Below are 26,040 nucleotides of genomic sequence, written 5' to 3'. Positions count from 1 at the left end.
CGAGTTTGAGGGAACTACAGTACGCTATCATTCTGAAAACCGCCATATTCTACACCAGGGGGAACTACGATCCGCTATTTCACCATTTCCCCGTTGGAATCAGCAGTTTCCGCTTAAATAGAGGATCTCAGTTCCTTTTCATGCTACGTTTACCCCATTTCCCACCATTTAGCGGATCATAGTTCCTTTTCACGCGACGCTCTCTGCCATTGCAAAGCCCAAAGGGAACTAGTATCTGCTAGATTGCTGAAAACAGCTATGAAGACGCTCATCTCTTAGAGCGGCAAAGCCGCTTTTCTTAGCTTTCCAATAAATACATAGAAAAAAATATTTCCAAAAATCTGAACTTTTTGCGACGAAAAACCGTTATATGTATCGAGAAGGCGGGTAATGTGGTATAGATAGAGAAGGTAAAAACCATTAAGCGATAAAGGACTTGTGATTACATGAAATTAATGCGGCATCTGTGGCTCATCGTCCTGACGATACTCGCCCTGGAACTCACAGGAATGGTTACTAACGTAGAAGCGGCATACCCTGTGTCGACCGATCCCATGAGGGTGAAACAAACCTATCTGGATATGATACATATCGATCAAGCATGGGCTGCAGCAGGGGATTCACGAACACCGATCGTAGTAGCTGTAGTAGATACAGGTGTTGATCTCACACATCCTGATTTAGTGGGCAATTTGGTGGAAGGCGCGAATTTGCTTCAGCCATCTAAGAAGCCATATGATGATAATGGACATGGAACGAATGTAGCTGGGATTATTGCGGCTTCAATCAATAACGATAAAGGAATTGCCGGCATCGCGCCGAATGCCAAGATTATGCCAATTAAAGCGTTGGAAGCTGATGGCACAGGCGGCGAAGCAAAGCTCGGCGAAGGGATTAAATACGCTGTTGATCATGGAGCACGTATTGTTGTTCTGTCACTGGGACTCAATAAATACTCCGACTATATGCAGGGGATTGTGCAGTATGCGGAGGACCGTAATGTTCTGTTGGTTGCAGCTGTAGGCAATGAAGGCTCAAGCGTGAAATACCCTGCGGCCTACCCCTCTGTGTTGGCTGTTGGGGGAGTCACGCCTAGTAAGAAGGCGGATCAGCGTTCCAATTTTGGACCTGAGCTTGATTTAGTCGCTCCTTGGGATGTCTATACAACAGCGCTAGGAGGCGGCTATCAGTACCAAGACGGAAGCTCGATGTCTGCTCCCCAAGTGGCCGCAGCGGCTGCTCTGGTATGGGGTAAATATCCGGGCATGACCGCGTATCAAGTTCGCTCGCAACTGGAGCAGACGGCCGAAGATTTGGACACAGCCGGCTGGGACCCTACCACAGGCTATGGTTTGCTGCAGGTGGATTTGGCGCTGACGCAGCCGTACAATGAAGATCGTTTTGAGCCTAATAACCAGAAGAATCAGGCAGCCAAACTGCCTATTCATACAGCCGTCAAAGCTTCTATTGCTTCGGCCCAAGATGATGATTGGTTTGCGATTGACGCCGCTTATGATGGATTTATTGAGTTGTGGCTTCACACCTCAGACAGTTCAGGCATCCGAGTGAAGTTTGATTCCGGTGAAACGTTTACAGCTGCCAACAGCAGCGATGCCAATCAGCCTTTTAAAATAGCTGTGACCAAGGGACGTACTTATGTGCAGCTCCAGTCCGTGGATCGCACACGAACAACAGCGATTCCCTATTCGCTGGTAACTGATTTTGTTATCTATAAAGACCCTTTTGAAGATAATGATAAACAGTACAAAGCCTTTTCACTGCCTGGGCGCAGCCAAACGATTCGTGGTACTTTTGATAAAAAAGATGACCTCGACTGGTTCGTTTTGAATTTGGACCATTCGGGTACGATGCGCGTTAAGCTTTCTGTTGATACAGGGCGGATTGATCCGATGCTCCTCATTCAGAAGGAAGGCGAGAAGGCGATTTCGATTGACCAAGGCGGAGATGGTGCTCTTGAGGTCAGTCCTCTCATGGATGTGTTTCCAGGGCAGTACTATATTCGCGTCAGTAATATGAAGGACTATTCAGAGCCGATTACCGGTGAATATACACTGGAAATTGAATATACGCCTAAGCTGATTGATCCGAATGAGCCGAACGATAAATCGTATCAAGCGACCTTTGCAGCGATGAATTCCGTGTATGAGGGCTTGCTGAATACGAATGATGATGTCGATTGGTTCGAATTCCGAATGGCGAAGGGCGGGTTAGCTCAAGTGCGCTTGACGAACATACCAACCTCACGCATCATGTATGCGACATTGTATGATAGTTCGCTGAAGGAACAAAACTTTTATCGAAATGAAGCGGGTTCTGATCAACTATTCATCGAGAAGACGCTGGATGCGGGTACTTATTATATAAAGCTGCAAGCCAATCAATGGTTTATGAGTCAAATGTATCGGTTGAAAATAAGCAGCTACACACTTGTTAGCGGATTTGCCGATATCGAAGGGCATTGGGCGCAGGCAGCGATCAGCCAGTTAACGGAACAAGGCGTCATTAGTGGGTACGGGAACTATCGATTTGCTCCCAATCAGCCCATTACACGCGCAGAAGCTGCGACGGTATTGACGCGAGCGTTAAAATTGTCGAAGCGCAAAGAGCTTACTTTTAGCGATATGAATACCTCGCACTGGGCCTATGAATTCGTTGCTAAGGCAGTGCAAGCCGGCATCGTCAGCGGGTATCCGAATGGCACATTCGGACCTGACCGTACCCTCACGAGGATGGAGATGACGCAGATGCTCGCAAGCAGCATGAATATGACCGGGAAGCGACGGGGCAATTCTCCTTTTACCGATGTGGATGATTCTTACTGGGGTGTTGGTATTCTGAAACAAATGTCATCGGATGGCTGGATCGCTGGCTATGAAGATGGTACGTTCCACCCCGATGAACAAGCAACACGTGCGGAATTCGTGACAATGTTGGCCAAAGTAATGAATCGTTAATTGATTAGAAGGAGTGGCCTATGGGAGAAACAGACAAGTGGAATGAAGCGTCAAAATATGCTTCGATGATGAATATGGTCGATATTGGCGTCTATATCCTCTGCATTGGTATAGCTTGGTGGGCCTTGCAGGCTTTCCGATTCGACGTCCTGCTCAAGAGGCCTAAGGCCGCGCAGGCGATCATGCTTCAAATTTTGCTGGCTATTGGGCTTGGACATTTGGTAGCGAGTTTTTTCATTCAGTATTTAGGTCTCTCCATGGGCTTCGGAAAGATGTTTTAATTCGATTTATCGAATAATGAATTAATTTGTTGTCAACAATGGTAATAGAACGGATCGAAAAATGAGATCCTCTTCGAACTCTATGAGGGTGTTTCCGAATACCAAAAGAACACAGTTGTAACTGTATGGGTTGAAATGATAAACTTAGGAAATGTGCAATGCCTTGTAATTTAAAATAAGTGCGCGGAGGGACCATGATGAGCAAAATTATCGTCCGCGGTGGCCGAAAGTTAGCTGGCAATGTGAAAATCAACGGAGCAAAGAATGCGGTTCTGCCGATTATTGCAGCTTCCATTCTGGGGTCGGAAGGTGAAAGCGTCATCCATGATGCGCCTCCCCTTGACGATGTACTAGTCATTAATAAAGTTTTACAGAGTTTAGGTATTGAAGTGGAATATGACCGTCAGGTTATTCGTGTTCGTGCGCAGACGATCAGCACATGCGAAGCCTCTTATGATCTAGTCCGTAAAATGAGAGCCTCTTTCCTCGTGATGGGTCCTTTGTTAGCTCGACTGGGTCAAGCGAGAATTTCGCTGCCAGGCGGCTGCGCGATTGGCACAAGGCCAATTGATCAGCATCTCAAAGGCTTTGAAGCGATGGGTGCCGATATTGAACTGGGTCAAGGCTATATCGAAGCTAAAGTAAAGGGGCGCCTGAAGGGTGCCAAAATTTATTTGGATGTAGCCAGCGTTGGCGCAACCGAGAATATTATGATGGCGGCTACGCTGGCTGAAGGCACCACCGTCATTGAAAATGCAGCGAAAGAGCCGGAGATTGTCGATTTGGCCAACTATTTGAATGCCATGGGTGCAACCATTCGCGGTGCAGGTACGGGTGTCATTCGAATAGAAGGCGTCGAGAAGCTTCATGGTGTCGTACATACGGTTATACCGGATCGGGTGGAAGCGGGTACGTATATGATCGCGGCAGCTATTACAGGCAGTGAACTGTATATGGAGGGCGCGATTGGAGATCATCTTCGACCGGTTATTTCCAAAATGCAGGAAATGGGCGTTATCATCGAAGAGGATGAGAACGGTATCCGCGTTTGCGCTTCAGGACCACTGCGCGCGGTGGATGTGAAGACATTGCCGTATCCGGGCTTTCCTACGGATATGCAGTCGCAAATGATGGCGCTGCTCATGGTGGCGGATGGCACGAGCCTAGTCACCGAGACGGTGTTCGAGAACCGTTTCATGCACGTGGAGGAATTCGCGAACATGAACGCTCACATTAAGGTCGATGGCCGCACAGCCATCGTCAGCGGCAACGCGAAGCTGCAGGGCGCCAAGGTCTGCGCAACAGACCTGCGCGCAGGCGCAGCGCTGATTCTGGCTGCACTGGCGGCGGAAGGTGAAACCGAGATTACAGGCGTTCACCATATCGATCGCGGATACGTGGATATTACGGACGTACTGCGCGAGCTTGGCGCCGATATTCATAGATCGGTGCCGCAGGAAGTCGAACAGGAAGCCGCGGAGCTGGGCTTTTTCAACATCCAGCCGACCTTAGCGTAGGCTGAATAGATTGACCGTCGGAGCAGGAGCTCCGGCAGTTTTTTTGGGCTTGGGGGCAGCGAAGCTTTGTGGGACAGCTCCAAAAGTTTAAGGTAGTGTGATTGGAGAAGGAGCTAAGCGGCCGTACATGCTTAGCTCCTTTATTTTTGGCGTCCACCGCGGCTTTCTCAACAGGCTATGGGTAAGCGAAAGCCCCGCCCGCACCCCGTCCGTACCCCCGTCCGCCCTTATTGCGCCCGTCCACTCCCCACCCGCAGCCCGTCCGCTGAGCCCCCGCACCGCCTAATCAATTTGTCATTCTAACGAACTGTATGATGCTTATTGACCAAAAAATGGCTGCTTTAGAAATCTAATGAACTTAACTGGCGTTATCGAGCAGCTTATAGGCGGAATGGAGCTCGTTTAAATGAGATAACATGTCGGGGATTCATTAGATTTTTCAAGTGGGCCATTTTGACCAAATAAAGGTTGCTGGGTTCGTAAGAGGGGCGTGGGTTTGCCTGCCTCCTGGTTTGACTTTTGCGACAGCAATACTGCAACTGCAAAGGCTATATTATACTTCCCTGCCATATGCATCTGAAAAGTTGGTATTTTTTATAATATAATAATGATTTCGACATTTTCATACAAATGTTGTCAATTTAAACTATTGATTAAAATTTATATAATTGTATTATTAAATATGTAAGTAAATCCAATTTTTACACTAGATGGGAAGGGAGGATAAATTCAAACTAGAACGTTGGAATCTATGAATCGAGCCAAACACACTAATCATTTAATTAAGAGAAGGAGAGGAATTTAATGATGATGAGAAAAAAAGGAGTTATTTCACTACTTACCTCACTGCTACTCGCAATGATAATCGTACCTACAGGCACAGCGCTGGGCAATCCAACCAATCCAACCAATCCACCTCAATTGAAGACGGTCCTGACAACAGGATGGGGGCATTCGTTATTTTTGAAGGCAGATGATACTTTATGGGCCTGGGGTGATGCAAACTTCGGACAATTCGGCACCGGTCCAGGTCAGGACAGCAGCGCTGTTGCCGTTCAAAACACACTTGTTCAAAATATTATTGATATTTCGGCAGGAAATGCACATCATAATTTGGCATTACGCAGCGATGGCATCGTATTCGCGTGGGGAACTAACGGTGCTGGTCAACTGGGAGATGGCACGACTTATATAAATCGTAACGACCCAGTTCAAGTGAATAATTTAACAGGTGTAATCGATGTTGAAGCTGGTTTCTACCATAGTTTAGCTTTAAAATCCGATGGAACGTTATGGGCTTGGGGGAGTAACGATTACGGTGTATTGGGAGTTGGAACAACAACAAATCGGTCAACGCCTGTGCAGGTATCAGGACTCAGCAATATCGTGTCCATCTCAACGAAAAGCTATCATAGCCTCGCCATTAAGTCGGATGGAACGGTATGGGCTTGGGGTTATAACTCGGATGGTCAACTGGGAGACGGAACAACAACAAATCGGTCAACTCCGGTGCAGGTGTCTGGTCTCAGTAATGTATCCTACGTGTCGGCCGGCGACACTCACAGTCTTGCCATAAAGTCGGATGGAACCGTATGGGCTTGGGGCAATAATACAAACGGCCAATTCGGAGACGGCACTACGACGAGTCATACGACTCCGGTTCAGATTCCAGGTCTGAGCAACGTAAAAGTAGTAGAAGCTGATTATCAGCATAGCTTGGCGATTAAAAATGACGGAACGCTATGGGCATGGGGTTACAACGCTTTTGGCCAACTTGGAGACGGAACGACGGGTTCGACATATCTAAGCCCTGTTCAGGTAGCAGGCATAAGCGGGGTAACGGCCGTGTCTTCGAGTGGAGTTTTCACTGTGGCACTAAAGTCAGACGGAACGGTATGGGCATGGGGTCATAACTATTGGCGCCAACTTGGAGACGGAACAAGGATTAACCATTATACGCCGGCTCAAGTAACAGGTCTGTAAATCTCAAGTTGCAATGAATAGATGTTCCACGAGTTCTAAATGATAGTATCCCCTCATGATTGACAACGATAAAAGGTCATCGCCTAAGATGAATTTGACGTTGTTGACCGGAGGGGATTTTTCTGTTTGTAACTAGACGGCAAATCAAATTCATAAGCTACTTTACGTGTTCTAATCTAGCAGAGCCTCTCATAAGCTAAGTCATACCAAATACCTGCTAGTAAACGCGCTTATGGAGGCTGCTGAGACGATGTTGAAGAAAAAACGTGTTCCTGGCCGCGGGGTCATCCTATGGATGGCCGTTTGTTTGTCTTCTATGCTCTGTGTCACCATTCTTGTTCCTGGATTGCTAGTCAAGAAGATTCCCGCCGGCGGCTCATCTTCTGCTCAAACGATCGATGATGGCGCCAATCAAGAGGCCGCTGTGCAGCAGCAAGGTTTGATGATTCCCGTTTATTTGACGAAGAAGTCGGTAGTTGAGACGGTCCCACTGGAGCAATATGTGAAAGGGGTTCTAGCAGCGGAAATGCCCGTCGATTTCGAATTGGAGGCGCTGAAGGCACAGGCAATGGCTGCGAGAACGTATGTAGTACGTAGGGTGATAGAGAAGGATTACAGCAATATGCCAGTGGACGATGCTCTTGTAACCGATACTACTGCACATCAAGCCTATCTTACTGAACAAGAGCTGAAAGACAAATGGGACAAGCGCTCGTACGAGACGAATATGGCCAAAATCGATAGAGCCGTGAATGAAACCAAAGATATGATTCTCACTTATGAGCATAAGCCCATTAATGCAACCTTCTTCTCTACAAGCAATGGGTATACTGAGAATTCGGAAGATTACTGGCCTTTCAAGAGCCCCTATTTGCGCAGTGTCCCCAGTCCATGGGACGTAAAGCTATCTGCTCGCTATCAAGAAACGGTTGAGATTACGTATAAGAGTATGCTTCAAAAGCTAGGCGTCACAAGCATCGCTACGACAGGAACCAATGCCAAAGGGATGAAAGTGCTAGAATGGTCGGCTGGTCATCGGATTAAAAAAATGGCTATCGGAGGCAAATCCTTCTCTGGTCGTGAAGTTAGAGAGAAGCTAGGACTAGCATCCTCGCAATTCGATTGGAAATGGTCTGGCTCCAAAATCATTATTACGACCTATGGATTCGGCCATGGCGTTGGCCTAAGCCAGTGGGGCGCCAATGGTATGGCCAAAGAGGGCAAGACGGCGGAGCAAATCGTAACCTATTATTACACAGGCATCTCTATCGAAAAGGCGGCGCCTTTTATCCAAAAATCTTAATTTGCAGGGTCTCTATAAAAATATCTTTCTTCAAGTATAAAACCTTTAAATGTGTCAAGAATGGTTGATGAGGTGATAACCATGAGTGATCAAAACAAAGGTTTTCAAAAAGAAGAAGCTCCTAAAACTGTTCAAGGGGCACAAGGTAGTCCATCCGCATGGAAGAGGTTGCTTGCTAAGAAGTGGGTATTCCCAGCGACGTATGTGGCAGCAGCAGCAATTATCTTAACCTTAATGTGGGTGTACCAGGACACAGGGACCAAGACAGTCAGCGAAGCAGAACTGGGCATTAAGGTTAGCAGCAATGAGAAAACAGCGGAAAAACCAGATGGGGCCGTTGCGGTCAATGCACAACCGGAGACGATGCAGTGGCCGGTTAAAGAAAAATCTTTGGTTAGTGTATCAATCCCGTTCTATGACACCAATGCAGCAAATGATGTGAAGCAGGCGGCTATGATCCAATATAACGATCAATTGACGCCGCATACAGCGATAGACTTGAAAACCAAAGACGGCGCGGCATTCGATGTCCTGGCTGCTTTGAGCGGGAAAGTTACAGCTGTAGATCAAAACCCAGTTGTAGGCAGTCTGGTTGAGATTACGCACACCAATGGCTTGATTAGCGTCTACCAAAGCTTGGCAGACGTCAAAGTTGTCAAAGGTGCTGAAGTGAAGAAGGGCGACATCATCGCCAAGGCTGGCCGCAATGAGTTCGAGAAAGAAGATGGGGTACATCTTCACTTCGAAGTTCGTCAAACCAGTGATAATGCTGCAGTTAATCCAGAAACGCTTCTGAACGCGAAACAGTAATTTTTTCACCAAACAGCTACATAGATAGGGGCAGCGGGTACATCCTGCTGCTTTTTTGTTTTGATTTTGAAAATAAATATGGGAAATGAGCTTGTCAGGCTTGGTTACGTAGAATATCTAGTCATGCCCCTCATATACTTTACCAAACTATCTCGAGTAGGGAGGCGAGGGGAGTGCACGATTACATCAAAGAGCGAACCATTAAGATTGGTACCTGTATCGTCGAGACCAAGAATACGGTTCGCACCATTGCTAAGGAATTTGGCGTTTCCAAAAGCACGGTGCATAAGGATTTAACGGAAAGATTGCCGGAAATCAACCCGGACCTGGCCAATCAGGTGAAACACATTTTGGAGTATCACAAGTCCATCAGGCATCTAAGAGGAGGAGAAGCAACGAAAATTAAGTATCGAAAAACCCGGAACCCTAAGCTTTCCGAAAATTTGGTAACTGTTAAATCCTAAAGAACTGCTTCATCCCGGTGGCTTCCTGAAACTGGTCTTGTCGAAATTTCACGGAAAAAGAGGAAATAATGCATTTGCAGCGAATTTAGCTTATAATTAGAACTATCTATAAGAGCGCCGATTCTTCACGGGATGGACGGTAGATTTAGGGAGGATTAACTTGAAATGTTAAGCAAGGATATTGGAATAGATCTCGGCACGGCGAATGTGCTTATTCACATCAAAGGACGCGGCGTTGTGCTCGATGAGCCTTCCGTAGTTGCGATTGAAAGCGATACGAAGCGCGTACTGGCTGTTGGAGAAGAAGCTTTCCGCATGGTTGGCAGAACTCCTGGCAATATTATCGCCATTCGTCCATTGAAAGATGGCGTTATTGCGGATTTTGATATTACGGAAATGATGTTGAAACATTTTATTGCCAAAGTAGGGGGCAAGAACTGGTATTCGCATCCTAGAATTCTGATCTGCGCCCCTACCAACATCACCTCGGTCGAGCAGAAGGCGATCCGCGAAGCGGCTGAGCGCAGCGGTGCCCGAGAAGTATTCATGGAAGAAGAACCTAAGGCGGCCGCGATCGGCGCCGGTATGGATATCTTCCAGCCAAGCGGCAATATGGTTGTAGATATTGGCGGAGGGACAACGGATGTTGCCGTATTATCCATGGGCGATATCGTGACCTCCTCCTCCATCAAGATTGCTGGCGATAAGTTCGATATCGCGATTACGAAGTATATCAAAAATAAGTACAAGTTACTCATTGGTGAGCGGACAAGCGAAGATATTAAGCTGAAAATCGGAACGGTATATCCACACGGAAGAGATCAAGAGATGGATATTCGCGGAAGAGATATGGTGTCCGGTTTGCCACTTACGATTACTATTCACTCCAGTGAAGTACAAGAAGCTCTGTGGGATCCGGTTTCCTCCATCGTGACGGCAGCGAAGAGTGTCTTGGAGCGCACGCCTCCTGAGCTTTCGGCAGATATTATCGACCGTGGTGTCATTCTGACGGGCGGCGGGGCCTTGCTGCATGGGCTTGATCAATTATTGGCAGATGAGCTGAAAGTACCTGTTCTTATCGCAGAAGATCCTATGTCTTGTGTTGTTAAAGGGACAGGCATCATGCTTGATAATTTGGACAAAGTATCCAAGCGCAAATTCAACTAGACAAGCTGCACAAGAAACTACCCAAGAGGTGAAGACATGTTAAGAGGACTATATACCGCGGCGGCAGGCATGATCTCGGAGCAGCGCAGACATGACACGATTACAAATAATATCGCCAATATCAATTCACCAGGCTTTAAACAAGGTAATTCATTGTCTCGTTCGTTTCCGGAGATGCTCATATCCACGATTCGCGGTGGACAAGGTGCTTCGACGGCGCCGCTTGGGAAGATGAGTCTAGGGGTATTTGCGGAGGAGAACATCTCCATTCACGCACAAGGTGATTTGCAAGAAACGCAAAATCCGTTCGATTTTGCACTTGTCTCGAACATTCAAGTGCCAGGCATGACTTTCGATGCTACTGGGAAATACGTCAATCCAGACGGTGAGCATACATTTCAGCCACAGGCTTTGTTTACGGTATTGAACGCAGATGGGGAGCAGCGCTATTCCCTGAATGGTAAGTTCACTGTCGATACGACGGGTCAACTCGTTAATGCCAACGGTAACCAAGTGCTGGGACGTAATGGACAACCTCTGCTGCTGACAGACGGAACAGGGCAACCGATCCGCGCATTCAAAGTAACGGATAAGGGTGAGTTTCTCGATGGGGAAGGCCGTCCTCTGCTGAACGCTGCAGGACAACCTATTGGCCTGATGATCTCACGTGCCGAGAACCCTAATTTGCTGCTGCGCGAAGGTAACGGCATGCTGCGGATTAATCCGGGCGACGAAGCAACAGTCACGCAAGTGGCTGCGGCTGATCAAGTTGAGGTCCGTCAAGGTTTCATTGAGCGTTCTAACGTGAATTCTGCTCAATCGATGGTCGATATGATGTCAGCGCTTAGGGCATATGAAGCCAACCAGAAAGTTATTCAATCTTATGATAAAAGTATGGACAAAGCAGCCAACGAAGTAGGCCGCGTCTAATCTAGCTTGCGAAGGAGCCAGCCATGAACAATTCCATGATTAACTCATCGGTATCCATGCACAGCTTACAGCAAAAGCTGGATATTCTGTCTAACAATATAGCGAACGTGAATACGAACGGTTTCAAAAAGAAGGAAGCCTCCTTCGAAGACGTTCTGACGAACGTTAAATCACAACCGGAAGGATTCCGCCAACAAGGGCGGTTCTCTCCGTTAGGCTTCAACCAAGGCTGGGGTTCCAAACTGGTGCAAATCCAGACGAATCTAGCTCAAGGACCTATTCAATCTACGGGCAATACAACGGATTTTGCCATCCAAGGGGACGGGCTGTTCGAAGTCTCGGTCAGCAAAATCGATGAAAATGGGAACGCTGTGTTCCAGCCAGCCTGGACGCGCAATGGTGCGTTCAGTCTAACGCCGGACAACAATGGCGGCACGATCCTCACAACCAAAGAGGGCCATTATGTGACAAGTGTTAACGGTACCCCGATTCGTGTGCCTGCTGGCCTCAAACCAGTTGTTCAAGAGAATGGAACAGTTATGGGTTATAGTGAGCAGAATCCAAGCGCAGCTGCCTTGAACTTAGGCCAAATCAAGCTGGTTCGCGTTGTGCGTCCACAGCTTCTCCAGGATGTCGGAGATAATCTGTATACGATTCCTGCCGGGATTACGGCGGCTGAGAAGGCCAACATCTTGCAAGATGTGAACGGTCTCGATACAACGAACAATCGCGTAACGCTGATGCAAGGGTTTCTGGAGCAGTCCAACGTAACGTTATCGGATGAAATGACAGATCTGGTCATCGTGCAAAGAGCGCTTCAACTGAACTCCCGGGCCATTACATCTTCCGATCAGATGATGAATATTGCTAATAATTTGCGCGCCTGATCGTAGAAAGGGAGGGATAGGGCTCGATGTCAGACAAGCCTGCTCCAAAGAAGAAGAAACCAAGGCCGAAATGGCTGAATATCATATGGATTATTTTCAAAATCATTCGTATCCCTGTGCTTTGCGTGCTAGCCGTTTATATCGGACTATGGGTAGGTTATACCAAGCTTGGTCATCAGCCGGCTGGCGAAATCTTTCATATGAGCACATGGCGTCATCTTTACGATCTGGTCTTTGCAAATTAACTCGGACTCCCTCAGTGGGAGTTTTATTTTTGTCTGAGCAGCGGTATAATGAATGAAGGCTTATGAACAGATACCAGAAATTAGGTGCGGGAGGGGTACTTTGAACATACCGAACATGCTCACCATTAGCAGGTTTGTACTAATTCCTGTGTATCTCATGATCTTTTTTAGTGGACATATTCAAATTGCCTTTGTGATTCTCTTGGCAGCAGGGCTTACGGATATTCTTGATGGTTACATAGCCAGAACGCGCGGACTCATTACCCCAGTGGGTGTTATGCTGGATCCCCTTGCGGATAAATGCATGATGATAGCGGTTATCTTGTCCTTGCTCATCACACAGATGATTCCTTGGCAAGCAGCGGCGGCTATGTTTATTCGGGATGTAGGGATGATCATCGGCTCTGCGATATTTCATTTCAGGGGCAAATTAACGGTCCCAGCGAATGTTATGGGGAAATTAACGACAGTCCTCTACTACTTTGCTATCCTCTTCCTTGTGTTTAAATTAACCTTCGCGATAACTTATTTGTGGTTTGTAATCGGGGTTTCGTTCTTAACGTCCTTCATTTACATTTTCCAATTCCTCTTATTAAACCGAGGTGCACGAGCTAAGTAATGCCTATCACGTAAAAAGAGCTTATGTTAAGGGACTGTGCACAACCCGCTGACATAAGCTCCCCTATATGAACCTTCATTTCTGCAGTTAATGAAGGGACAACTCTATTGTTAGTAATTCCCTTGTATTTTATACAAGGCTATTCGAAAGGAGTATTACCTGTTATGTTAGATATTAATCAAATTCAAGAGATTATCCCGCATCGTCCGCCCTTCTTGTTGGTCGATCGTATTGTGGAACTAGAAGAAGGCGTTAGAGCCGTTGGTATTAAGAATGTAACGATTAACGAGCCTTTCTTCGCTGGTCATTTCCCTGGTTACCCGGTGATGCCGGGTGTGCTGATTGTGGAAGCGCTGGCCCAAGTAGGCGCAGTGGCTGTATTGTCCATGCCTGAGTACAAAGGTAAAATTGGTCTATTTGCAGGCGCAGATGGCATTCGTTGGCGTCAGCAAGTGGTTCCGGGTGATACCCTTACGTTAGAAATGACGATTACACGGGTAAAAGGAACCATTGTCAAAGGAAATGCAGTAGCCAAAGTAGGTAACAAGGTGGTAGTTGAAGGTGAACTTATGTTCGCCCTTGCTAATAAATAACCCATAGATAAAAAGGAGATGAACCTGACTACTATGACGCGTGTACAATCAGAGTATCAATTATGGTTAGAGGATCCAGCGGTGGATGCCGAAACGAAGAAAGAACTGCAAGCCATTCGGGACGATGAGAAAGAAATTGAGGATCGTTTCTATAAAGATCTCGAATTTGGCACTGGCGGACTTCGCGGTGTGATTGGTGCTGGAACGAATCGAATCAACGTATATACCGTTGGACGCGCAAGCCAAGGCTTGGCACAGTATGTGAATGGAACGGGCGCAGCAAACCCATCCATAGTCCTGGCTTATGATTCACGTCATATGTCGCCGGAGTTCGCTTTAGAAGCTGCTCTTGTATTCGCAGGGAATGGGATTAAAGCGTACCTTTTCCGAACGCTTCACTCAACGCCACAGCTTTCTTTTGCCGTGAGATATCTTGGGGCAAATGCAGGTGTTGTCGTTACAGCAAGTCACAATCCGCCTGAATATAATGGTTACAAAGTATATGGCGCAGACGGCGGACAGCTTGTGCCCGAGTTTGCCGAGCAAGTTATCGCTGAAGTGCAAAGCATCGATTCATTCAACAAAGTGAAGAAGCTGAGCCAACAGGAAGCCGAAGCGCAAGGATTGCTAGCTTGGTTAGGGGAAGATGTGGATCAAGCGTACATCCAATCCGTTACGGCGATTAGTCAGAATCCGGATGTCATTCAGCAGATTAGCGATGATTTCCGCATTATCTTCACACCGCTTCATGGTGCGGGGAATGTGCCTGTTCGCGAGGTGCTGAAAGCCGTTGGTTTCGGACAAGTTCGTGTTGTCGCTGAGCAGGAGTTGCCGGATGCGCAGTTCTCGACCGTGAAATCACCGAATCCGGAAGAGAGAGAAGCGTTCACGCTTGCTATCGCGCAGGCCAAAGAGTGGAACGCGGATATCATTATCGGAACGGATCCAGATGCCGATCGCATGGGCGCGGTGGTCAAGGACCCGAGTGGGGAGTACGTCGTTCTATCCGGTAATCAATCCGGCGCGATCATGGTCAACTATCTATTGTCCAGTTTGCAAGAACGTGGCACACTGCCAGCGAACGGCGTTGTCGTTAAGACGATCGTAACAAGCGAGATGGGGGCTGTTATCGCGAACCATTACGGAATTCCTACCTTGAATACGTTGACTGGCTTCAAATATATCGGAGAGAAGATGTCGCAGTTCGAGAAAAGTGGCGAGCATACCTTCTTATTCGGATATGAAGAGAGTTACGGTTACCTGGCCGGAGACTATGCGCGTGATAAAGATGCCGTTATTGCAGCGATGCTGATTGCAGAAGCAGCAGCGTATTACAAAAAGCAAGGCAAAACTTTATATGAAGTCTTACAGGAACTGTACGAATCCTTTGGTTACTTTTTGGAAAAACTGGAATCAAGGACGCTTAAAGGGAAAGACGGCGTGGAACAAATTGGCCGTATGGTTGATGCATGGAGAACGAATCCACCGACTGAAGTCGGCGGTATCCGCGTAGCAACGTTAGCAGACTACGCCCAAGGCGTGGACGGACTTCCGATCGAAAATGTGCTGAAATTCACGCTTGAAGATGGATCATGGTTCTGCTTGCGTCCTTCAGGAACAGAGCCCAAAATTAAGTTCTATTTTGCGGTAAAAGGATCAACAGGTCCGGCAGCCGCAGCGCAGCTGGATGGCATCATTCAATATGTACTTAGCCGTGTAGACGGATAATGAAATAGGATCAATTGAACCTCTTCAGAACCTAAGTCAGGGATAGGTCGTCTAATGAATAAATGGAAACAAAATCCGTATTCATTTGGCCTATCTCCGAAGCTCAGGAACTGGAGGGGTTTTCGAGTGTATAAGGGACTGGCAAGTAAATGCTCTAAGGAGTGAACAATAGGTGAATTGGTATAAAACTTGGAATAACCCGCTCAAAAATGTACTTTGGTGGCTCGTGATTATCGGCATGTTGGGCTCGCTGCCGCTTGCTTTCACACGTCATCAAACGGAAACATCGGCGAATCAAGTCGAGTTTGTTTTCGATTATCGCGATTTGCTGGATATCTCGGATATTCAGACGAATCCGCAGAGCTTTGTTGCCCAGCAGTTGAAGAATATGAAGGCCGCGGGAATTCAATCTTTGGCTGTTTATGAAAGCACCCTGGCGGAACTCAAAGAAAGCCGTCGCATTGAAGTGTATAACTCACGTGACGCCGCAGCGCTTACCCAAACATTCGGGAATCCGAATGAGAATTACACGTATGTTTTATTCCCGGATATTGCTACACAGCAAAAGCTGGAACCTCTTATTCAGAAAACATTTACGGATTTGCAGGTCGGCGTTAAGCCTTGGAATTTCAGAAATAAAACGGGGCTTGTCATTCAAATGAGCTCCGACGATGCCGCTATTAAGACCATGGATCCAGATCCGATCACGTTGCAAACGCTGAAAGATCAAGGGTTTCAAATTGTCGTTCGTTTATCGAATCGCAGAGCTTTTGTTACCAATGAAATGGATCGTCTGCTGAAGCAGCTTCATGAATTTGGGGTGAAGCGAATTATTGTAGATGGCAATGAAGTGCCTGCTTATACGGAGGAAGACACAGAGCTGAACCTGAATAAAATGGCGGATCTTCTTCACAAATACGACATCGGACTAGCAGCCATCGAAATGCTGAAGGAGCCGCAAAAAGGATTTAACACCTTAGCCAAGCAAACCAATTATAATGTCGTTCGTCTGCATTCATTCACGGAGAAAGACGGCGAGAAATTGATGGAGCCGCTCAAAAAGGCGGAGTTGGAAGGCCGCATTCAAGGGGTTGCAGATCGGTTGGTCCTAGCGGTGAAAGATCGCAACATTCGGATGGTGTTCCTGAATGCGAAGCCGCTCAAAAGCTTGGATAAAGGGAAGCTGGTAGACCCGCTTGCTTCGCTCTATGAGAGCTTGCAGGGCAAAGACGGCGCCATACCGCGTATCGAGAAAGCTGGATTTACACTGGGGCCTGCGGAAGCTTTTACCGTAGAAACATCAGGCTGGCAGAAAATTGCGCGTGTATTTATTTTAATCGGCGGGGTTAGCTTAATTGTCCTCGCGGTTTCGTTCTTTATTCCAGAATCAGTGCTGTTATTGTTTGTTCTCGGGATCTTGGGAGCCATAGCTCTGCATACCCTTTCCGCGAATTTATACGCGCAGGGACTAGCTTTGGCGACAGCCATTTGCGCGCCTAGCGTGGCGATGATGCTGGTTATTCGATCCGTGCGTTCGGGTGCTGCTTCCAAATGGAAATCAGGACTCGCATATGGCTTATGGCAGCTGCTCAAAACATCGTTAATCTCACTCATTGGCGTCGTATTCGAAGTTGTTTTACTGAATCACATTACGTATTCTCTGGTATTGCAACAGTTCCGCGGCGTCAGCGCGCTTCATCTGCTGCCTATTGCTGTTGCTGGACTGTATCTGCTGTTCTTCAGTGAGAATAATACCTATGGGGACAAAATAGCGAAGGTTCGCAAGATATTCTCTTCCTATATCAGTGTTCTGTGGATTGTGGTAGCTGGCATTATCTTGGCGGCCGGTTATTACTACTTATCCCGTACAGGGAATGAGGGACAAGCCTCTTCCGTAGAGAAGCTGTTCCGGTCTTTCTTAGAAAATACGTTAGGTGTGAGACCTAGAACCAAAGAGTTCTTATTTGCTCATCCTCTCTTCTTGCTAGGCGCATACTTATCCGTTCGCTATCGTAATGCGATCTATGTCTTGTTCATAGGTGTTATGGGGCAACTATCGATTGTAGATACATTCGCGCATCTCCATACGCCACTGCATATCTCTTTAATCCGTATTACCTACGGGTTAGTATTCGGTGCGTTGATCGGCATTGTCCTGATTATTGCTTGGGAAATCATCACGAGGAGTTGGAAGCGATGGGTTCCTCAGTGGTCAAAATAGTGCTATCCGGCTACTATGGTTCTGATAATAGCGGTGATGAAGCCGTCCTGCAGTCCATTTTGTTCGCTTTGCAGGAACAAAGTGAGGCTCAAGGGATTCAGATTGAGCCGATTGTGCTCTCGGCGAATCCAGAGAAGACATCGGCGATGTATGGCGTTAAAGCCTATCATCGGATGAAGCCTGGACCGCTGCTTCGCGCTTTGCGAGAAGCGGACGGCCTGATCAGCGGTGGCGGCAGCTTGCTGCAGGATGCTACAAGTTCGAAGACAATCCCTTACTATTTGGCTGTTTTGAAGCTTGCACAGTGGCTTGGGAAGCCTGCGTTTATCTATTCCCAAGGCATCGGCCCAGTGGGCCGTCCGATGTTCTTTGGCTGGATCCGCAGCGTGTTCCAGCGCTGCGCGTATGTGTCCGTCCGCGATACGGAGTCCGCGGACTTGCTAGGGCGGATGCGCCTCCCGCGGGAGCGCATCACCGTCGTGCCAGACCCCGTCATGGGTCTGCCGCTGCGCGTTAACGGCGCGGCCGTTGGCGCGCCGGGTGCTGGGCGGACGGTCGGCGTATCCGTCCGCTTCTGGAACGAGGACCGCTCGGAGCTGGAAGCTCTCTCGCGGTCCTTGGCCTTGCTGCTCGCCGCACACCCTGATGTGCGGCTGCGGTTCTTGCCCTTCCACCTCCCTTCGGATGAGGTGGCGTCGCAGTTCGTGATCGACCGCTTAGGCGATCACGGGTCGCGGGTGGAGATGGCGCGAGGCGTCGTCCATCCGCAGGACATGCTGGCGCAGGTCGCGGCGTGCGACCTGCTGATCGGGATGAGGCTGCATTCTTTGATTTATGCAGCCTCGCAGTATGTGCCTATGGTAGGCATCTCGTACGATCCGAAGATCGACCAGTTCCTCCATAGGCTTGGCATGAAAGCCGCGGCATCGACAGCCAGCTTCGATGCCGAAGCCTTCGCCGAGGAGGCGCAGCGCCTCCTCGTGGATCGCGAGCAGTGGGCGGCGTCGAGCCGCGCCGCCATTGACGAGCTCAAAGCGCAGGCTCAGCTTCCTGCGCAGCGCATTGTCTCCTTTTACAAGCAAAAGGCTCAAAAGTAGCAACTAAAATCCAATCGTTAACGTCATATAAAGGAAGAGATATCTATGAGCGCACCATCAACAAAGCCTCCTACGGGGGCTGCATTGGCCCATTCGATCCCGAAGGTTAGGATCTATGGGGTACCCATCTCCCAAATGAGTATGGACCAAACCGTAGCCTACCTTACGAAGGTTATAGAACAAAGGCAGCCGCATCAAGTCATAACCGCCAATCCGATTATGGTCATGGCCGCTCAGGAAGATCCTGCTTATCTGAGCATGATGCAGCGCGCTGAGCTTATTGTCCCTGATGGAACAGGTGTCGTCTGGGCATCTGGCTATGTCAAACAGCCTGTTGCGGAGCGGGTTCCCGGTTATGACCTGCTTCATAGATTGATGAAGGTCGGCGAGTCCCGTAAGTGGAAAGTCTACTTGCTTGGAGCCTCATCAGAAGTTATACAAGCAGCGGCTGACAAGCTGCGCACCACATATCCGGGCATTGAACTTGTGGGTGTTCGCGATGGTTATTTCGGAGATGCAGAGGATGCTCAAGTCATTCAGGACATCGTCGCTGCCGCGCCGGATCTGCTTTTCGTAGGCAGATCTGCAGCTAGCCAAGAGCCTTGGATTGCGAAATATAAGCAACAACTGGGAGTACCCGTTATGATGGGTGTAGGGGGAAGTTTTGATGTCCTTTCGGGCAAGCTAAAACGAGCACCAGTCTTATTTCAAAAACTACGTCTAGAGTGGTTTTACCGCCTATTGCAGGAGCCTTGGCGCTATAAACGCATGCTCTTACTCCCCAAGTTTGCCATCAAAGTGATGCGTGACAAAGAGAAAGTCACGAAATCATGAAAAATTGTATGAAAATTGCCTGAAAACGGTCATTTCAGACAAATTTAGCAGTAGTATTTGTGGACAAATGGGAGTATAATTCAGTTCGGCGGATCACCTGCCACCCATGACAAGAGGAGCTGTGAAGAGAAGATGTATGGATTATATGCGATTGGGTTTATCGCTTCGTGCTTAATGGCGCTGCTGCTGACACCCCTAGTCAAAAAATTTGCCTTCAAGGTAGGAGCCGTTGACGCCCCCAACCATCGGAAGGTACATACCCGAATTATGCCGCGTCTCGGAGGATTAGCGATATTCCTTGCATTCGTCGGAGCTTATTTCGTCGTCTCTCCAGCACTTGATGCTGTGAACTCCAATGCTGCCTTTGGTTTGCTTATTGGGGGCTTCGTGATTGTCGTTACAGGTGCTTTGGATGACCGTTTTCAACTATCTCCCAAATGGAAACTGCTCGGCCAATTGATTGCCGCGTGTATCGTCGTTTCCTTCGGACTCAAAATCGATCTCGTTAACATTCCGTTCGGAACTACTAACCTGCCTATCGGCTGGTTGAGCATTCCGATTACGATATTATGGATTGTCGGCGTCTCTAATGCCATTAACCTGATTGACGGGCTCGACGGTTTGTCGGCCGGTGTTTCCGGTATTGCTACGACCACGATTCTTATACTTGCTCTTATGATGGGCAACGTTACTGTTATTTTGCTTTGTGTTATCTTACTTGGAAGTATCATAGGCTTCATGTTCTACAACTTCCATCCGGCCAAAATTTTCATGGGTGACTCAGGAGCTCTATTCCTTGGCTTTGCGTTAGCCACACTTTCGATTCTTGGCTTCAAACAAGCGGCTGTTGTCTCCCTGCTTATTCCGATTATGATTCTAGGCGTGCCATTATCCGATACCTTCTTCGCGATCATGCGCCGTTACGTGAATAAATTGCCGATCTCGGCACCGGACAAAAGTCATCTCCATCACTGCTTGCTGCAGCTTGGATTCAGCCATCGTACAAGCGTGCTGATCATCTATGGAATTGCTTCCATCTTTGGCGGCAGCGCCGTTGTCTGCTCGGTCTTCATCTCCCAGGATTCCATTTGGGGACTTATCATGATTATCGTGGCCCTTTTCCTCGTGATGCTCGTGGGCGCAGAGGCGATTGGTATCATCAGTAAAAGCCGCAAGCCGGTGCTGAACTTCCTGCAGAAGCTTGTAGGCAAGCAAGTGCAGAGCGACCGCGTAGGCAAGTAAGATTTTACTCATAAATAGCAGGAATCGAATCCAACCTTAGGGTTGGATTTTTTTTGAATATTATGAATTTCTTTCTTTCTCTAAACATTTGCTTGGTTTTGACCGATAAGTATGATACAAGAACTTTTGGCGTTCAGCCGCGTCTAATCATGTAGAATGATAGCAGAATATGGGAGGGATTGTCGAAAGTCGTATTGCAAGCGCAAGATTATATCTTTATTAATTCCTAACAACAACATTTAGATTACATAAGGAGGAACATGTTTTGAAAACCAAGCAAAGAAGGAATAAGTGGATCAGCATTAGCTTGTTAATTACCATGCTACTTGCATTATTGCCACCAATGACGGCTTCGGCTGCACCAGTTTTGAATATCACTAATTTATATGTCCATACACCACCTAATCCTGCCGATCTACCGGCCGATGCATTTAAGGACTCTTCTGTACAACGTTTTACTACGAATCCGATTACAGTAAGTGTAGATATCGGTGGTATCGCACAAGAACAAATCACGGATATTTACTATGAGATCTATAATGTGAATACGGGTCTTTCATCTACCAATAAAACAAACCGTCCTACACGCGTCGCCAACAGTACGAATCAAATTATTTTTGAAAATGTCCAATTAAACGAAGGACTTAACCGCGTTACGGTCAAATTTAATAGTACATCTAATGTAGATTCCTTACCTGGTTGGGCTTACTTCACACCGGTCTCGAATATTACGGGGCTAATGTTCAATGATGATGCCTTTGCTGATGGAGCCATGCTGCCTTCCCAAGGTCCTTTTACGAATGCGACGATTACAGGCTCAGCAAGCAACGCTTTGAGAGTTGACGCAATTGTGAATGGTTCTACTTACGAAGCATCTAACTTTGCAGGCGGTATCTTCACGTTTCTAACCAATACGGGAAGAGTGTCGGATATTAAACTTAATCCCGGAGATAACAAGATTCAGTTTATTGCTAAGAATGCAACAAACTATTACACAACAACAAGGACATTCAAGTACGATAATGGCCTAGGTTTTGCTTATAATGGCAAAATTACTATGAATGAAACGCCTGCCCAACCTGTCTATCCACTAGTTGATGTTCCTACATTGTCTAGCGGCACATCCAAAGATGTAATCTTTACTACGGATATAAAGAACAGCATCGGGAATATTACCCCTAATGTTACCGACTATGTATATGCTGATATTAAAGTGGTAGGTAGCGGTGCAGGATTCCGTTATAATTTTGCGTCCAAAACGATTAGTAATGTGAGTGGAGCACTTTGGGGTGGCGGGGCACCGGCACTTACGACAAGTCCAGCGACAGCAACAACGGTAGGAACGAAGTATGAAACGCACCATATTAGTGCGACCTTACCTTTGAGCTCAACAACTACGGCACAAGAGATTGATGTAACACTCTCTAGCACTTTGGGTGCTGCTACACAGCCTACACGCTATACCTTTAACTTCACAGATCCTAATTTACCTTATTTGGATCATGTAGCTCAAAATTTATCCGGTTCTCCTGTTGTTTTGACTGAGCAAGGGTCTAATCAAATTAATGATTTCCCTGCTGCAATTGATGTCTATACAAACAGCAAAACTGATTCGGTTACTGTTAATATCCCTGGATTTGCAGGCAATGGAACTTATAACACTACTCCTGTTGGTGGAGGTTCTACCTTAAATAAGGCGACAATTTCATTAGCTAATATTCCAGACGGTCCAACGACGATGTCGATTACTCCTAACGTAGGGGTAGTTACAGCGCCACCAGTAAACGTACCTGTTGCTACAGCGAATCCCGCTGGTACCAAACAATATAATTTGAATATCTCCAGTGCACCGTATGTCATCGTAACCAATCTTTACAATGGAAAAGTAGTAACTAGCAAAGCTCAGTTCACGTGTGGAACAAGTGCTGCGCCTTGTATTACGGGGAAAATTATTAATTTGCCTCCTGCTAACTATCCACTTGTTGAATTAGCAATTAACGATACCAACATTAAATTAACGAATGGCGCAGCTTCAGTAATTAATCCAGCAACCGGAGAGTTTTTGATTAATCAAACTACATTGGACACCGTACAAGCGGGCCTTGGGGCATCGTTTAGTGCACTGTTCGATTCTGATGGTAAAAAAGCGATTAAGTTCTCCTTATTCTTGAAGCCTGATCCAGCACAGCCTAAAGTGTTGGTGACACAAACGAACTACGAAGTATTTGTTCTTAGTGATTATGCACCGCTAATCGAGAGTTTAGTCCCAGATGTAGCAGTGACTCCATACACATTAGGAACTTTAGCTGGTGTATATCAAACGAATTCAAATAAGATTCAACTTAAAGGAACAGTGCTGAATGCAACTTTAAATACCCAAGCTGTTCTTACTTTGAAAAAGCCTCCAGTAGGTTCTGCTCTTGCAGCGAATACAGTAATACCATTGAATCAAATTAGTACGACAATAGATCCATTAGACAACAAGCGTTCCACAACGAATTTTAATTTATCAAGTATCATTAATATGGATGCATATGGTGACTACGTATTTGAGTTAGTTGCTATCAATTCATCCGGCCGTACTACCAGTAAGATGATTACAATTACTAAGCAACCAGTTGCTTACCTTTTGCTTCAACCAACGAATTTTGTCAAGAACGTAGACAAAATTGATCAAGCTAACGTAAATACGAATTCAGAAACTATTGTTATCCAAGCAGACGGTGCTGATAGTGTTATCTTTGGTAAAGCTGAAGCTACGCAAACAACACCAGGTATCTTCAGATTTGAGGTAACAGGTCTAAAAGCTGGCAAAAACACGGTTACTTTTACAGTGAATCGTGGAGCAACTAAATCCAATGGCTCCTTTGTTCTTTTTAATGTGAACACGCCAATTGAGGGAGCTCAGTTCAAAACGACTCTTTCTGCTAAGATGAGTATCTTTAATGGAGATTTCCTTTTGAATTTCCCTAAAGATACGAAGTTAATGAGGAATGATCGTACTCAAAGCGAGCAATTCATTACTATTGATCGTAAAATTGTTTTCGGGATTGCTAATCAGGATGATGGCCGTGTGGAGAAAGCGTCGGAAACTCCTGCAGGAACTCGTTTCTTGATTGAGCCTACAGGTCGTTTCAGACCTGCAAGTAAACGTTTCTGGGCAGATGCGGGTACAATTGATATTAGTGCAGCGGCTAATCCTGATACATTGAAAGCGGCTTTACAAGGAAGTGGTAACTTGCCTTCGCCAACTTTGCTTGGACCAGGTGAAACGGCATTCTATACACGTAATATCAAAAGTTTAGTGGTTCCAACGAAACGCGGAACATTAACAATGAAATATGATGATGAAATCCGTAATGACTCTTGGAAGTACTTAAGTGTATATCAATTCGGTACCTTCCTTGATCCTAGCGGTACAGGTAATCAATTTGTTGGTTGGAAAAATATCGGTGGCGTGGTTGATCCTAAAACACACACAATTGAAGTTCCAGTTGACACATTTGGTTACTTCCAGGTTATGTACATGGATAACAGTTTCAATGATGTGACATTGCATGATTGGGCACGCGATTATTTAGATATCTTGTATTCTAAAGGTATTATGAACAATAAGTCGGCAGCTCAGTTCTTACCGAATGATGCAATTACACGTGGTGAATTCGTTACATTACTAGTGAAAATCTTTGAAATTCCTTTGATTAATGAGGATACATCGTATCATACGAATGATCCAACTGATCCTAACTTCCAGGGCACATTCGCAGACGTTAGAAGAGGTTTAGGATTATCCAACAGCAGCAGCTTGTATGACTTTATGCATATTGAAGCAGGAGCCAGAGCAGGTATCGTCAGAGGCAACTCAGCGGGTCTCTTTGCTCCAGGTAACTCTATCAGCCGTGAAGATGCTGCGGTCATGATCGAAAGAGCAGCGAATATGAAAGTAAGCGCAGATCCAGCCAAGAGCTTAGTGAACCTGAAAAAAGAGTTTACTGACGCCGCCAACATCGGCACCTACGCACAACCTTCTGTAGAGGCCGTTATGAAAGCTGGATTCATCGATGGTATCGAGAACGCATTGGTCGAAGGTCAAAAGAAACCAACTTTCAGCTATGATCCGAAAGGAAACCTGACCAGAGCCCAAGCAGCAGCCATTATCATTCGAGTTCTTAAACAACAAAAGAAGATTCCTAAATAAATAGATAGGCAAAAAAGACTGTATCCGATAGCGGATGCAGTCTTTTTTCGCTTTTAGAGGCGAATGGAAATTTCTTATCAATGAAAAATTGTATAGAGTATCGTAGACTAAGTATGTAGCCAAGGTGATAGACGCGATGCTACACCGCAAAGCTAAAAGATTCAGATGCCGCCCCGTTGGTTATAAGTTTTTATAACAAAAAACTTTCAAATACAGGAGGAAACAAACCTTTATGAAAAAAACATTATCCGTTGTTCTTACTTCCGCCATGGCGCTTTCCATGTTCTCATCCGTCGCTTTCGGTAAAACATCCGCTGATTTCACGGATTTGAAAGACCTTGACGCAGCAACAACAGCGAAGTTTGATGCGATGATCTCGGCAGGTATCTTTGATGGTGTGAGTGACACTACATTTGGCTTGAAAGAAGACATGAACCGCGCGCAATTTGCCAAAGTAGCGGCTTTGATTATGGGTCTGGATATTAACAAAGACCTGAAAACATCTTCGTTTACAGACGTTAGTCTAACCGATGCAGCGAATGGCTATGCACTTCCGTATATCGAAGCTTTGAAAACAGCCGGTGTAACAGATGGATATGCCGATGGTCAGTACAACCCCGCTGGTAAAGTAACAAAAGAACAACTGGCTACGTTCTTGGTGCGTGTACTTGGTCAAGATGCCGCGGCTAAAGATAAAACAGGCAAAGATGCAACGGTGTCTGGTTGGGCACAAGGTTATGTGGCACTTGCACTGGAATTAAAACTGCTTGCTAACGGAACTGATGGTACTTTCGGTGGGATGAGCAATGCAACGCGTGACCTGCTTGTGAGCGGCGCGTATGAAGCGAAACAACAGTATGTACCGGCAGGTAAAGTTTCGGTGACAGGGGCAAAAGCAACCGGTGTGCAAAAAGTAGAAGTTACGTTCAATAAACCAGTCGACACG

20 protein-coding genes are annotated in these 26,040 nt (G+C 46.7%); all 20 read left to right on the top strand.

All coding sequences use genetic code 11. From position 1 onward, the window contains the following. Positions 1-446: 446 nt before the first annotated feature. Entirely contained in the window at positions 447-2,975 is a 2,529-nt protein-coding gene (locus tag IEY34_RS33770; RefSeq protein WP_229757978.1) for a S8 family peptidase, read from the top strand. A gap of 20 nt (positions 2,976-2,995) precedes the next feature. Beyond that, on the top strand, positions 2,996-3,256 hold the full coding sequence (locus IEY34_RS33765; protein WP_229757977.1) for a DUF1146 family protein: 261 nt from the start codon (positions 2,996-2,998) through the stop codon (positions 3,254-3,256). Between the two features lie 197 nt (positions 3,257-3,453). Continuing rightward, positions 3,454-4,773, top strand: coding sequence for a UDP-N-acetylglucosamine 1-carboxyvinyltransferase (gene murA / locus IEY34_RS33760; RefSeq protein ID WP_189020330.1), 1,320 nt, complete (start codon positions 3,454-3,456; stop codon positions 4,771-4,773). Between the two features lie 804 nt (positions 4,774-5,577). Then, on the top strand, positions 5,578-6,756 hold the full coding sequence (locus IEY34_RS33755; protein ID WP_189020328.1) for an RCC1 domain-containing protein: 1,179 nt from the start codon (positions 5,578-5,580) through the stop codon (positions 6,754-6,756). Between the two features lie 250 nt (positions 6,757-7,006). Then, entirely contained in the window at positions 7,007-8,059 is a 1,053-nt protein-coding gene (spoIID, locus tag IEY34_RS33750; RefSeq protein ID WP_189020326.1) for a stage II sporulation protein D, read from the top strand. A gap of 81 nt (positions 8,060-8,140) precedes the next feature. Next, the gene (locus IEY34_RS33745; protein WP_189020325.1) at positions 8,141-8,869 is read left to right on the top strand and encodes a M23 family metallopeptidase; all 729 of its coding nucleotides are present in this window, start codon (positions 8,141-8,143) and stop codon (positions 8,867-8,869) included. A gap of 173 nt (positions 8,870-9,042) precedes the next feature. Continuing rightward, complete coding sequence (gene spoIIID, locus IEY34_RS33740; RefSeq protein WP_047682268.1) at positions 9,043-9,333, top strand: sporulation transcriptional regulator SpoIIID; 291 nt, start codon at positions 9,043-9,045, stop codon at positions 9,331-9,333. A 165-nt stretch (positions 9,334-9,498) separates the two neighbouring features. After that, positions 9,499-10,500 carry a rod shape-determining protein gene (locus IEY34_RS33735; protein ID WP_189020323.1) on the top strand — a complete coding sequence of 334 codons (1,002 nt, stop codon included), beginning with the start codon at positions 9,499-9,501 and terminating at the stop codon, positions 10,498-10,500. 36 nt (positions 10,501-10,536) lie between these two features. Next, entirely contained in the window at positions 10,537-11,430 is an 894-nt protein-coding gene (locus IEY34_RS33730; RefSeq protein ID WP_189020321.1) for a flagellar hook-basal body protein, read from the top strand. A gap of 23 nt (positions 11,431-11,453) precedes the next feature. After that, on the top strand, positions 11,454-12,317 hold the full coding sequence (locus IEY34_RS33725) for a flagellar hook-basal body protein (RefSeq protein WP_189020319.1): 864 nt from the start codon (positions 11,454-11,456) through the stop codon (positions 12,315-12,317). A gap of 26 nt (positions 12,318-12,343) precedes the next feature. Continuing rightward, positions 12,344-12,562 (top strand): DNA-directed RNA polymerase subunit beta, encoded by a 219-nt coding sequence (locus IEY34_RS33720; RefSeq protein WP_189020317.1) that lies wholly within the window; start codon positions 12,344-12,346, stop codon positions 12,560-12,562. Positions 12,563-12,662: 100 nt separating this feature from the next. Then, the gene (locus tag IEY34_RS33715) at positions 12,663-13,181 is read left to right on the top strand and encodes a CDP-alcohol phosphatidyltransferase family protein (RefSeq protein WP_229757976.1); all 519 of its coding nucleotides are present in this window, start codon (positions 12,663-12,665) and stop codon (positions 13,179-13,181) included. Positions 13,182-13,345: 164 nt separating this feature from the next. Continuing rightward, on the top strand, positions 13,346-13,774 hold the full coding sequence (gene fabZ / locus IEY34_RS33710) for a 3-hydroxyacyl-ACP dehydratase FabZ (RefSeq protein WP_189020313.1): 429 nt from the start codon (positions 13,346-13,348) through the stop codon (positions 13,772-13,774). A 33-nt stretch (positions 13,775-13,807) separates the two neighbouring features. Further along, entirely contained in the window at positions 13,808-15,502 is a 1,695-nt protein-coding gene (locus tag IEY34_RS33705; protein ID WP_189020311.1) for a phospho-sugar mutase, read from the top strand. A gap of 172 nt (positions 15,503-15,674) precedes the next feature. Continuing rightward, complete coding sequence (locus IEY34_RS33700; protein ID WP_189020310.1) at positions 15,675-17,723, top strand: DUF5693 family protein; 2,049 nt, start codon at positions 15,675-15,677, stop codon at positions 17,721-17,723. Next, entirely contained in the window at positions 17,699-18,820 is a 1,122-nt protein-coding gene (gene csaB, locus IEY34_RS33695; RefSeq protein ID WP_189020308.1) for a polysaccharide pyruvyl transferase CsaB, read from the top strand. Before IEY34_RS33700 ends, csaB begins: the two co-directional genes overlap by 25 nt. Before the next feature lie 45 nt (positions 18,821-18,865). Next, positions 18,866-19,654 (top strand): WecB/TagA/CpsF family glycosyltransferase, encoded by a 789-nt coding sequence (locus IEY34_RS33690; protein ID WP_189020306.1) that lies wholly within the window; start codon positions 18,866-18,868, stop codon positions 19,652-19,654. Positions 19,655-19,786: 132 nt separating this feature from the next. Beyond that, a complete protein-coding gene (locus IEY34_RS33685) occupies positions 19,787-20,896 on the top strand; it encodes a glycosyltransferase family 4 protein (protein WP_189020304.1) in 1,110 nt (369 codons plus the stop codon). Between the two features lie 265 nt (positions 20,897-21,161). Continuing rightward, positions 21,162-25,094 (top strand): S-layer homology domain-containing protein, encoded by a 3,933-nt coding sequence (locus IEY34_RS33680; RefSeq protein WP_189020302.1) that lies wholly within the window; start codon positions 21,162-21,164, stop codon positions 25,092-25,094. A gap of 232 nt (positions 25,095-25,326) precedes the next feature. Next, positions 25,327-26,040: S-layer homology domain-containing protein (locus tag IEY34_RS33675; protein ID WP_189020300.1), on the top strand; the 714-nt coding region annotated here is incomplete at its 3' end.

It is taken from the genome of Paenibacillus marchantiophytorum, from assembly GCF_014640555.1.
Lineage (GTDB): Bacteria > Bacillota > Bacilli > Paenibacillales > NBRC-103111 > Paenibacillus_E > Paenibacillus_E marchantiophytorum.
Note: the sequence above shows the minus strand (reverse complement) of the source record. Positions and strands in the feature narration are given on the sequence as shown.